9 protein-coding genes are annotated in these 11711 nt (G+C 30.8%); 4 read left to right on the top strand and 5 right to left on the bottom strand.

The annotated features are described in order from the left end of the window. Positions 1 to 457 precede the first annotated feature (457 nt). The 4 genes from ELQ16_RS01140 to ELQ16_RS01125 all read left to right on the top strand — a co-directional run bounded on the left by ELQ16_RS01140 (position 458) and on the right by ELQ16_RS01125 (position 7459). Positions 458 to 2329, top strand: a complete 1872-nt coding sequence (locus ELQ16_RS01140) for a flagellin (protein ID WP_134237740.1) — start codon at positions 458 to 460, stop codon at positions 2327 to 2329. A gap of 113 nt (positions 2330 to 2442) precedes the next feature. Continuing rightward, positions 2443 to 3696: a TolC family protein gene (locus tag ELQ16_RS01135; RefSeq protein ID WP_134237739.1), complete on the top strand. Its 1254-nt coding sequence runs from the start codon at positions 2443 to 2445 to the stop codon at positions 3694 to 3696. Then, positions 3693 to 4436: an efflux RND transporter periplasmic adaptor subunit gene (locus tag ELQ16_RS01130; protein WP_134237738.1), complete on the top strand. Its 744-nt coding sequence runs from the start codon at positions 3693 to 3695 to the stop codon at positions 4434 to 4436. Before ELQ16_RS01135 ends, ELQ16_RS01130 begins: the two co-directional genes overlap by 4 nt. Then, a complete protein-coding gene (locus ELQ16_RS01125; protein ID WP_134237737.1) occupies positions 4436 to 7459 on the top strand; it encodes an efflux RND transporter permease subunit in 3024 nt (1007 codons plus the stop codon). Before ELQ16_RS01130 ends, ELQ16_RS01125 begins: the two co-directional genes overlap by 1 nt. A gap of 38 nt (positions 7460 to 7497) precedes the next feature. Here the strand turns inward: ELQ16_RS01125 and serC are convergent, their stop codons facing one another. From serC to perR, 5 genes are read right to left on the bottom strand one after another with little or no spacing between them, the layout of a single operon-like run. Further along, a complete protein-coding gene (gene serC, locus ELQ16_RS01120) occupies positions 7498 to 8574 on the bottom strand; it encodes a phosphoserine transaminase (protein ID WP_134237736.1) in 1077 nt (358 codons plus the stop codon). Positions 8575 to 8583: 9 nt separating this feature from the next. Continuing rightward, positions 8584 to 9747, bottom strand: a complete 1164-nt coding sequence (gene xseA, locus ELQ16_RS01115) for an exodeoxyribonuclease VII large subunit (RefSeq protein WP_134237735.1) — start codon at positions 9745 to 9747, stop codon at positions 8584 to 8586. After that, positions 9744 to 10451, bottom strand: a complete 708-nt coding sequence (gene ubiE / locus ELQ16_RS01110) for a bifunctional demethylmenaquinone methyltransferase/2-methoxy-6-polyprenyl-1,4-benzoquinol methylase UbiE (protein WP_134237734.1) — start codon at positions 10449 to 10451, stop codon at positions 9744 to 9746. The genes xseA and ubiE overlap by 4 nt, the downstream gene beginning before the upstream one ends. An 8-nt stretch (positions 10452 to 10459) precedes the next feature. Next, positions 10460 to 11221 carry a hypothetical protein gene (locus ELQ16_RS01105; protein ID WP_134237733.1) on the bottom strand — a complete coding sequence of 254 codons (762 nt, stop codon included), beginning with the start codon at positions 11219 to 11221 and terminating at the stop codon, positions 10460 to 10462. Continuing rightward, on the bottom strand, positions 11221 to 11634 hold the full coding sequence (gene perR / locus ELQ16_RS01100) for a peroxide-responsive transcriptional repressor PerR (protein WP_134237732.1): 414 nt from the start codon (positions 11632 to 11634) through the stop codon (positions 11221 to 11223). Before perR ends, ELQ16_RS01105 begins: the two co-directional genes overlap by 1 nt. Positions 11635 to 11711: the final 77 nt, after the last annotated feature.

The raw sequence follows: 11711 nt of genomic DNA, 5'->3' as shown, positions 1-11711 counted from the left end.
ATGTTTGTAAAGAAATTTGAATTTTTCAAAAGAAATAAAATGAATAAAGAAGGCATAAAGAAATAAAAATAAAGAAAAGAAATAAAGAAATTTAAATTTTGAAGTCTTCACCCTGCTATTTATGAAGACTTTATGACTTTAAGGACAAACTAAGCAGGGCTAATCTAAAATAACAAAGAGTTTTTTAATTATTAGTTCTCATTTTAGTGTTTAACTGCTAAAATGAGGACAACTAAAACTATCACGAAAGCAATAATCTCAATCATCTCAACCTCCTTTCAACTTTATTCAAAGTCTTCAGTCGGTTATCCTTAAAGCTTGGAAATTATATAAAAAATTGTTTTAGGAAAAGATTAGAAATCAAACTTATAAATTTTGCTTAACTATCCTTAACACTTTTTAAATTTGGAACAAAAATTGCTTTAAAAGAACGAGCAATATTTTGAAAGGATTTAAAATGGGTTTTAGAATAAACACTAACATTGGCGCTTTAAATGCTCATGCCAATGCAACTGTCAACTCACGAGAGCTTGATAAATCTCTATCAAGACTTAGTTCAGGTCTTAGGATTAATTCTGCAGCAGATGATGCATCAGGGATGGCCATCGCAGATAGCTTAAGATCTCAAGCAGCAACCTTAGGACAAGCGATTAACAATGGTAATGATGCCATCGGTATCTTACAAACTGCTGATAAAGCTATGGATGAGCAGTTAAAAATCTTAGATACCATCAAAGTTAAAGCAACTCAAGCAGCACAAGATGGACAAAGCACCAAAACAAGAAATATGCTTCAAGCTGATATCAATCGTTTGATGGAAGAGCTTGATAACATTGCTAATACTACTTCTTTTAACGGCAAACAACTTCTAAGTGGTGGTTTTATCAATCAAGAATTTCAAATTGGTGCACAATCAAATCAAACCATAAAAGCTTCAATCGGAGCTACTCAATCAAGCAAGATTGGTGTAACAAGATTTGAAACAGGAACAAATGTCGTAACTTCTGGAGTTGCTTCTTTAACCATTAAAAATTATAACGGTTTAGAAGACTTTAAATTCCAAGATGTAGTGATTTCAACTTCTGTTGGAACAGGACTTGGAGCTTTGGCTGAAGAGATTAACCGTGTGGCTGATAAAACAGGTGTTCGTGCAACTTACAATGTGCAAACTGTAGGTGGGGCACCGATTATGGAAGGGAAAACCGGAAAAGACTTTGCAATTAATGGTGTAGTTATTGGCGATATTTCTTATATGGCTGGTGATGAAAATGGTGCATTGGTTAATGCAATAAATTCTGTAAAAGACACTACGGGCGTTGAAGCTGCAAGAGATGAAAATGGGAGATTAATTCTTACCTCAAGAGAAGGTAGAGGTATTAAAATCACTGGTGATATGGGGACAGGTACCGGTATAGCTGTAAATATGAGAGAAAACTACGGCCGTCTTTCACTCGTTAAAAACGATGGTAGAGATATAGCTATCTCTGGAACAGGCTTTGGTTTTGAACATGAAAATTTAATTTCTCAAACTTCAGTTTCACTAAGAGACACTAAAGGACAAATTTCTCAAGAAGTAGCCGATGCTATGGGATTTAATGCAATTGATCGTGTAGCGAGTGTAAGAATAGGTGTATCGGGCTTAAGTATTTTAGCAGGAACAGGTTTAAGCAAAATGACTTCTTTGCTCTACTCAGCAGGCAGTGGTTTTAGTGCATTTGTAACCACCGCTGTTTCGATGGTAGGAAATGTTATAGATATAGGACCTTTACATTCTAAATTTGACTCTGGATTTTATTCTGCCGGATCAGGCTTTTCAACACTTAATAATGCCTTTTCAGCGGCTTCTTTTTCAAAAATGTATGCGGTAAATAGCGGAGCTGTTAAATTTTCAGTTGCAATTTCTAAAGTAAATGTTAATGAAGATTTAAAAATTGTTTCAACCATTAGTACAGGTGGAACTTCAGGTTTATTCTTAGATGGTTTAAAATCAGGCGAGCTTAGAATCGAAAACATCGGCACCCAGCAAACCGCAGGTGTAACAACTTTAAAAGGTGCTATGGCTGTGATGGATATCGTAGAAACTGCGACAATAAATTTAGATCAAATTCGTGCAGACATTGGTTCAGTACAAAATCAACTTCAAGTTACCATCAACAACATTACAGTAACTCAAGTTAATGTTAAATCAGCTGAATCAACCATCAGAGATGTGGATTTTGCAGCAGAAAGTGCAAATTTCTCTAAATACAATATCTTGGCACAAAGCGGATCTTATGCAATGAGTCAAGCAAACGCTGTACAACAAAATGTTTTAAAACTCTTACAATAGATTCTCTTTATAAAATGATTCTAAAATGGCGACAAATGCCATTTTAGAAATTTTTTAAATCTTTTTTAACCTTTTTAAACTATACTAACAAATAAAGCCTTTGAAAGTTATTTATGAAATTTTTAGTTTTTTTACTACCTGTTTTACTATGTGCTTCTAATCTAAAAGATTTTATAGAACTTAGCACACAAAACGAACAATATCTAATTGAAGAATTAAAAAGCCTACAAGCTAGTAAAGAAGAAGAAAAAATTACTAAATCTTATTATCCAAATTTGAGTTTAAATTCAGGCTATATCAGCAATCACAAAGATAGACTTATCATTGATCCCAAAGAAAGCCTCTTTGCACAATTTAGTTTAAATTTTTTGCTTTTAGATGGCGGTGAAAGAAGTGCTAATATCAAAACATTCGAACACAAAAGCAAACTTGCGAAATTAAGAGGAGAACAGAGTAAAAATTATCTTGCATTAAGTGCTAGTGCGTTGTTTTTTAATTATCAAAGTTTAGAAAAAATCATACAAGCTAAAAAACAACAAAGTCTTTATCTTGAAAATACTTTAAGTAGACTAGAGAAATTTCACGAGGCGGGACTAAGCGCAAAAGATGAATTAGAAAGTATTAGAGCTAAATATCATTTAAGTTTATTGGAACTAAGTCAAAACGAATTAAAACTTTTGCAAATTCAAAAAGAAATCAAGCAACTTTTAAAAAAAGATCTTATCCCACAAGGTTTTGCAAATATCAAAGAACCACAAAATATTAAAAGCCAAAATTTAGAACTTGCCATGGCAAAAGAGCAAATTAGTATCTCGCAAGAACAAGTTAATGCCGCAAAATCTTTATATTTTCCTAAAATTTCTTTGCAAAATAATTTTATGCTTTATCAAAACAATTATGAACCCAAAATTCCTAGGCCTTATAAAGATATGGCACAAATGCTAATAGAAGAAAGTGGGCAAAGTAATCAAATCATGCTTGTTCTAGAATGGAAACTTTTTGACTTTGGCGCAAGAAAGCAAAATTTAGAAAGTAAGAGATTAGAAGTACAAATGCAAAATTTAAATTTAAATTATTTAGAAAGAAAAAATACTTTAGAGCTTGATTATTTAAATCAAAATTTAAAAGTTTTAAAACAACAAATTTGGGCACTAAATTCAGCCTTAAATGCCGCACAAATTGCATTTGAAAGTATAGATCAAAAATACAGTAGCGGACTTTGCACCTATATAGAATACCTTGGGGCTTTGCAAACCTTATTTAAAGCGCAAAGTGATTTAGAATTTGCAAAAAATGAATTTGAAATTGCTAAGGCGAATTATTATTTTACCGCTGGTATTGATATTAAAACAAAGGTAGAAGAATGAAAAAAATTATTTTATTTTTAATGAGTGTTTTTTCTTTGCATGCAGAAGAAATTTATGCAAGTTTTGATGTAATAGCTCTAAATTCTAGCAAACTGGCTATCGAAAGCATAGGTATCATTAAAGAAATTAAAGTCGATGTTGCGCAAAAAGTCAAAAAAAGCGAAATTCTACTCACTTTAGACAATACAAGTGAAAAAATAGCCTTACAAAACGCCAAAAACGATCACGAGCTTGCCTTAGTAGCCTTTAATAATGCCAAAAGTCGCTTGGAAAAATTTAAAAAAGTACAAAGTGTGATTGACAAGCAAAGCTATGAAGATATTTTGGCTGAATATGAAAAACAAAGTCTTTTGCTTCAAAAGACTAAAATCAACATTAAATATTACGAAAATTTATTGGATAAAAAAATACTTAAAGCTCCATATGATGGCATTATTAGTGCAAAATTTAAGGATATTGGAGATGGAGTTGGCGGAGTAAGTCAGCCTTTATTAGAAATCTTTTCCTATCCTGAAGTAAAACTTTTAATTAGTTTTGATGAGCAATACAAAGATAAGGTAAAAATTGGGCAAAATTATATTTATAAAATAGACAAAGAAACTAAAGAATATCAAGGAAAAATCAGCCTAATTTATCCTAGCATTGACACAAAAACAAGAAAAATTTACGCCGAAGTTAGGGCTAGAAATTTAACTCCTGGACTCTTTGGCGAAGGTAGAATTCAAATTAAAGAAAAATAATGTATAAATTTGCCATAAACCGTCCCATTACTGTATTGATGCTCTTTTTGGCTCTTGTGATTTTTGGACTTATTTCAGCTTTTAGTATGAGTGTGAATTTATTCCCCAATGTTAGCATTCCTTTGATTAAAATCACGGTTGAAACCAATGGGGATTTAAACTACATAGAATCAAAAATCACCAAAGAAATAGAAAATGCTCTAAGTGAAATTGATAGCATTAAAACAATCAATTCAGCAAGTTATGATAATTTTAGCATCACTATGGTTGAATTTGAGCTTGATAAAGATTTAGAAATCGCAGCCAATGATGTTAGAGATAAACTTGGGACTCTAAACTTAAACGCCAATGCAAAAGTAGAAAAAGTCGCTTCAGATGCTGGAGCGGCTATTAGTCTTTTTATACATTCAAAAAGCAATGATAGTGTGAAACTTATGCAAAATGTTGATGAAAAAATCAAACCCTTTTTGCAAAGAATTTCTGGCGTAGGCAAAATCGAAGATACTGCTTTTTTAAAGCCACAAATTCGCATTGTTTTAGATCCAAATTTACTGGAAAAATATCATCTTAACGCTTTTGAAGTGGCACAAATGATTAAAAATCAAAATTTCAAACAAGCCTTAGGAGAACTTGAAAATTCCAAAGATACTTTTTTAATCAAAGGCTATTTTGAAGCAAATTCAATCAAAGAATTAGAAGAATTAAGACTAATGAGTGGCGTTTTTCTAAAAGATGTTGCCAAAATCATTCCCCTTTATGAAGACAAAAAACAAAGCGCGATTTACAAAGACAAAGAAGGTGTGGTGCTAGAACTAGGTAAAATCACAAATTATAATACTTTACAACTCATCACTAATGTTAAAAACGCACTGGTAAATTTAGAGCAAATTATCGATGAAGATTTAGAGATTAATATCATTTATGATAAAAGTTTAAATATCCACAAACACTTATTTCAAGTTATTATCGATATGTGTATAGGTATAGCTTTAACTGTAATGATAGTATTTTTGTTTTTGCGAAATTTAAGCGCGACTTTGATCGCTTGTATCGCCATACCAACTTCTATCATTTCAACCTTTTTTATCATTGATCTTTTGGGCTATGATTTAAACCGCCTTACCTTTATCGCCTTAACTCTAAGCATAGGAATATTTATCGATGATGCTATCGTTGTCATTGAAAATATCGCTAAAAAAATCAAAACCTACCCACCGCTTGAAGCTGCGTTTTTAGGCATTAGCGAAATAGGTTTTAGTGTTTTGAGTATTAGTGTTGTTTTGCTTTGCGTTTTCATACCTATTTCTTATATGAATTCCATTCCTGGTTTGTTTTTTAACACTCTAGGCATTAGTGTAGCTTCTGGCATAGCCATTAGTTTTTTTGTGTCAATCTTACTTATACCAAGTTTAAGTGCAAGATTTTTTAACCCCAAAGAGAGTAAATTTTATCAAAAGAGTGAGAAAATTTTCGAAAAAATAGAACAAAGTTATGAAAAACTACTCTTTGTAATTTTAAAAAATAAAATCAAATTTATACTTAGTAGTTTTGCTTTTATAGCCTTTTGTTTTTTTCTGGCTACTAAAATCGGACTTGATTTTTTACCTATGGAAGATGATAGCGAATTTCAAATACACCTTGAAAGCAAAGAAGATATTTCCTTAGAAGCCATGCAAGAAAAATCTTTAGAAATTCTTTCTTGGATCAAAGCAGATGAAAAGGTTGATTACGCATATTTGCTTGTAGCTTATGATGATGCAAAGGATTCTACAAAGGCAAAAATTTATGTAAAATTAAAAGCATTGGAAAAAAGAAAACAAAGGCAAAGTGAAATTGTAGCAGCTTATAGAGAGAATCTACAAAATTCGGACTTAAAAATCAAAGTTCTTGAAATTCCAAAAATAGAAGGTGCAGGCATAGAATATCCAGTGCAATTTTTAATCTTAGGAGAAGATCTAAACGATATCAAACAAGCAGCCCAAAAAACAAAAGAACTCTTAAAAAGCAATGAAAATATTGTTGATATTGATGATAATCTAGGGGCACAAAAAAATGAAATTGGCATTTATCTTAATAAAGAAAAAGCTAAAAAACTCGATGTAAATCCACAATATCTTGCTATGGTTTTGGCACACTCTTTTGCTGGATTAAATGTAGGAAGTATGGATAATGGCAATACAAAAAATGATATTGTTATCAGTTTTGATAAAAATTACAAGCAAAATTTAGACTCGCTTAAAAGGATAAAAATCAAAAACAATCAAGGTCAAATTTTAGATCTTATCAGCGTTGTAGATATTATCTATAAGCAAAATATCAAGTCAATCAATCGTTATAACAAAAACCGTAGCGTAAAAATTAGTGCTGGAGTTAATGGCATTTCTTTAAGCGAGGTGCAAAATTTGCTTATTTCGCACTCTAAAGAACTTTTAAGCGTGGGTAAGAATTTAAACTATGCTTTTTCAGGTTTTATCAACCTTTTAGATGAAACGGTGCAAGGCTTTGTTTTTTCTATTATTTTAGGAGTTATTTTAATTTATCTGGTCTTAGCTGCACTTTATGAAAGCTTGATTTTACCTCTAGTCATTATGATTACTATGCCTTTAGCATTTGCTGGGACTTGCGTGGGACTTTTTTTAAGCGGAAATAATTTTTCTTTATTTGTTTTAGTTGCCATTATTTTACTTTTTGGTATGGTGGGTAAAAATGCGATTTTGCTTGTAGATTTAGCCAATAAAAAATGCCTTGAAGGAAATGACGGGGATGCAGCTTTGATTTATGCAGGAAAATCAAGACTTAGAGCAATTTTGATGACAACTTTTGCAATGATTTTTGCTATGCTACCTTTGGCTTTCTCAAAGGGCGCAGGATATGAAGCCAATTCACCTATGGCTATTGCGGTAATTTCAGGACTTATTAGCTCGACTATACTTACTTTGCTTGTTGTGCCTGCTTTATTTAAAGCTTGCTTTAGGCTTGATAGTAAATTAAGAAAATTTTATCAAAGAAAGAAATTAGACTGATTTTCCTTTGATTTTTAACCAAAGGAAAATTAAAATTTTTAAGCGTGCTTTTTGGCAAATTCTTTCATAAATTCACATAAAGTTTTTACTTGATCTAAAGTAATGGCATTATAAATACTTGCACGAATTCCACCTAAAAGCCTATGTCCTTTTAAGCCTATCATACCCGCTTCCTCGGCTTCTTTAACAAAAATTGGCTCAAGATCAGAACTTTTACTTATATTAAAACTCACATTCATCAAAGAACGGCTATCTGACTTAGCATGACCCTTATAAAAACCTTCACTACTATCAATAGTATCATATAAAAGCTTGGCTTTTTGAGTATTTTTTTCATTGATCTTATCAAGTCCACCTTGATTTAAAAGCCACGCCATTTCAAGATTAAACATATAAATTGCAAAAGTTGGCGGGGTATTAAATAAAGACTGATTTTCCGCATGAACGCTGAATTTTAACATACTAGGGATATTTTTACTTTGACTTCTTTCTAGCATATCTTTGCGGATAAATACACAACTAAGACCAGAAATTCCAGCATTTTTTTGCACTCCACCATAAAAAATCGCAATATTAGAAAAATCTACTTTTCTTGAGAAAAAATCACTTGAAGCATCGACAATTAATGGAGTTTTTGTTTTTGGATACTCTTTATACTGAGTGCCATAAATTGTATTATTTGAACAAATATAAGCATAATCAGCATTATCACTAAATTTCACTTCAGGAATATAACTGAAATTTTTATCCTCACTACTTGCAACCACTTTAACATTAATGTCTAAAATCTCAGCTTCTTTAATAGCTTTTTTGGTCCAAATTCCTGTATTGGCATATTCACAAACTCCGCCTAAATTTAAATTCATAGGAATCATAGCAAATTGCAAACTTGCCCCACCTTGTAAAAACAAAACCTCATAATCATCACCCAAGCCATAAAGTTCTTTTGCTTTTTGCATAGCGCCAAAATGCACTTCTTCAAAAATTTTAGTCCTATGACTAATCTCCATAATAGAATAACCCTTACCCTCATAATCCACAAGCTCATTTTGTGCCTTTTGCAAAATTTCCAAAGGTAAAGTTGAAGGCCCTGCACTAAAATTGATTTTTCTCATAATCTCTCCTTAAATAATAGTTGCATCTTTTTGACAATCTTGCGAATAAAGCGTTATAGTATCGCCGCTTTTTAATTGATTTAAATGAATTTTTTTACCATTTCTTTCAATGCTGACTAAATCCTTACTTTTTTTAAAAAAGCTTTCATGCTGCATAAAAGCTTGATGAAAATTATTTAAATTCAACTCACAATATTGAATTTTATTTTTTAAAGCTAGATCAAGTTGAATTTTTAATAACTCAAGCTGCTTGATTTTATGTGTGATAATTTTACTCAAAGAATGGCTTTGAAAAAGCTTAAATAAAGAATTTAAATTTTGCTCTAATTGCATTATTTTACCCAAAAACACATTTTTAAATCTTTCTTCTAAAATATCCAAACCTTGCTCTAAGTCTTGTTTTGCCGGAAGTAAAATATCAATGGCTGCACTTGGAGTTGGCGCTCTAAAATCGGATACAAAATCACTAATGACATAATCAATCTCATGACCGATAGCTGAAATGACAGGGGTTTTAACCTTGAAAATTTCCCTTGCTAAGTTTTCATCATTAAAACAAAAAAGATCCTCTCTACTTCCACCGCCTCTTGCTAAAATAAGCACATCAAGCTTCATACTATCAGCTTTATTTAAAGCTTCTATTAAAGAATTTGGTGCTGCTAGTCCTTGCGTAAGGGCGTTAAAGATATAAATTTTAGCCAAAAAATACTCTTTGTGTTTGATAAGTTTTAACATATCTTGTAAAGCTGCTGAAGTTTGCGAAGTGATAATACCAATTTTCAAAGGAAATTTAGGCAAAGATTTTTTATGAATTGGATTAAATAAACCCTCTTTTTCAAGCTTATCTTTTAAGGCCAAAAATTTAGCCTCTAAATCTCCAAAACCTGCTTTTTGCATACTCTTAGCGATGAATTGATAACGCCCACTCTGGGTATACAAACTCAAATTTCCACTAAGCTCTAAAAAATCTCCCACACTTGGCTTAAAATCTACTTTTAAATTATTCCCCATAAACATCGCACAAGCTATACTTGATCTCTCATCTTTAAGCTCAAAATACCAATGTCCTGAACCGTGTATGGTGATTTTTGAAATTTCACCCTTTAAAATAATATCTTCAAAATGGGTTTCTAAAAGGGTTTTCGCCTTTAAATTAAGCTCGCTAACTGTCATTGTTTTTGCGCTACAAATAAAGAACTCACACCGAAGCTAAAGCTTTGAAAATATTGCATTTTAAAACCCGATTTTTCTAATTCTGCTATGAATTCTTCCTTACTTAAAAAACCCTCTATAGAATTTGGCAGATATTCATAAGCGCTTTTATTTTTACTCACAAGAGCGCCTAAAAAGGGCAGAATTTTACTCAAATAAAAATCCCTAAAAAATGCTACAAAACCTCCTTTATCGCGTTTAGTAAATTCCAAAACCACCAAATTTCCACCCTTTTTTAAAACCCTAGCAAATTCATTCAAAGCCTCTTGTCTTTGCACAACATTTCTAATGCCATAACTAATGCTAATAATATCAGCACTATCGCTTTCTAAAGGCAAACTTTGCGCTCCTGATTGTATAAACTCTACGCCTTGAAATTTTTTCTTTGCAACTTCGAGCATACCACGACTTGGGTCAATGCCTTTAATGGATAAAATTTTTTTGGTCATTTTTTTTGCTTGCATCTGCCAAATGCCTATCATATCGCCTGTTCCACAGGCTACATCTACGATATCAAGCTCATTTTTAGGATGAGTTTTAAGCACATAAGCACAAGCTTTTTTACGCCAGCTCACATCCACGCCAAAACTTAAAATTCTATTGGCTTTATCATAAGTTGGCGCTATTTCATCAAACATTTCTATGATTTTTTCTTGTTTTTGCATTTTTGACCTTAGTTGAGTTTTCGCACTTCTTGTAATAAAGAAATAATTTTATCTTTTTTACTTGAAATTTTTCTAAGTATTACCTCTTCTTCTTGAATGAAAAAATATTTATTGATTTTTTTTATCAATTTTGTATCAAAAAAAGGGTTTAAAATTTCAAATAAAATACAAATTCTATAATAAATTTCAAACAATTTTTTATGTTTAAAATCATCCATAAAAGTTAAAAATTTATCAATACTTTCTTTAAGATAACAAAAAAGCTTTTTTTGATAATTCAAAACACTTTTTGCTTGAAATAAAAAAGCATGATGAATGAAAAATTCAAGATTAACTAAAAAAAGATAAAAATCTTGCGAATTTAAAAAACTGAGTAATTTTTGAGAGAAAAAATGAGATTTATAAAGATCTTGATTTTGAAAAATCATTCTTTGACATTGTAAAAATTTATGCTTTAATTCTGTAAAAAATTCTTGAATTTTTTCATCAAAAATATCGAAAAAACAATAAAAAAATTCATAAATTCTATAAAAAGAATAATAAAATTCCAAAGCGTATTTGCCTTTTAACTGCTTAATGAATTTATCTTTTGAAAAAACAATGCTACGCAAGTAAAATGAGGATAAATTTTGAAAATATTCAAAAAAATCATCATAAAAATAAGAAGCATTGTAAATAAAATGTTGAAATTTATAAGCCTTGTAAAAATAAGGCATTTTTATAAAAGCTTGTTTTTCATTAAAAGAAATTTGAGCACGCCCTAAAAGCATTATTTTTTACATTTAGAACAAGTTTTAACATAAGCACAAACGCTTAAATGCTCGATCAAATTTGAAAGCTTGCGTTCTAAATGCTCTTGATACTCGTTTAATTTCGCATCTTCAAAATGTAAATCTTCGATATTACCGCAATTTGAACAAACAACATGAATGTGTTTTTCTTCGTAAATATCATAACAAGTTTTTCTGTTTCCTGCATTGATTTCAACCACCAAGCCATTTTCTTGCAAGGTATTTAAATTTTTATAAACAGTCGCTAAAGAAATGGTAGGATAATCTTTTTTAATATCAGCATATAATTCATCAATGCTTGGATGCTCATGACGCTTTAGAATATTTAAAATACAAAGTCTTTGTGGCGTTGCTTTTAAATCATATTTTTTTAAAATTTGAAGAAATTCCATAATATTCACCTTATTCTTAAATAACTCGCTATAATATAAAAAAAAAGATTAAAAAAAGTTTATATTAAATAATATTT

The sequence above is a fragment of the Campylobacter sp. US33a genome (assembly GCF_004378855.1).
Classification (GTDB): Bacteria; Campylobacterota; Campylobacteria; order Campylobacterales; family Campylobacteraceae; genus Campylobacter_D.
The sequence above is the reverse complement of the archived record's forward strand: the minus strand, read 5'-3'. Positions and strand labels throughout refer to the sequence as shown.

Coding starts and splice junctions, on each gene's coding strand:
- ELQ16_RS01140 (WP_134237740.1), top strand. CDS start 458: ATGGGTTTTAGAATAAACACTAACATTGGCGCTTTAAATGCTCATGCC.
- xseA (WP_134237735.1), bottom strand. CDS start 9,747: ATGACAGTTAGCGAGCTTAATTTAAAGGCGAAAACCCTTTTAGAAACC.
- ELQ16_RS01105 (WP_134237733.1), bottom strand. CDS start 11,221: ATGCTTTTAGGGCGTGCTCAAATTTCTTTTAATGAAAAACAAGCTTTT.
- ELQ16_RS01125 (WP_134237737.1), top strand. CDS start 4,436: ATGTATAAATTTGCCATAAACCGTCCCATTACTGTATTGATGCTCTTT.
- serC (WP_134237736.1), bottom strand. CDS start 8,574: ATGAGAAAAATCAATTTTAGTGCAGGGCCTTCAACTTTACCTTTGGAA.
- ELQ16_RS01130 (WP_134237738.1), top strand. CDS start 3,693: ATGAAAAAAATTATTTTATTTTTAATGAGTGTTTTTTCTTTGCATGCA.
- ELQ16_RS01135 (WP_134237739.1), top strand. CDS start 2,443: ATGAAATTTTTAGTTTTTTTACTACCTGTTTTACTATGTGCTTCTAAT.
- perR (WP_134237732.1), bottom strand. CDS start 11,634: ATGGAATTTCTTCAAATTTTAAAAAAATATGATTTAAAAGCAACGCCA.
- ubiE (WP_134237734.1), bottom strand. CDS start 10,451: ATGCAAAAACAAGAAAAAATCATAGAAATGTTTGATGAAATAGCGCCA.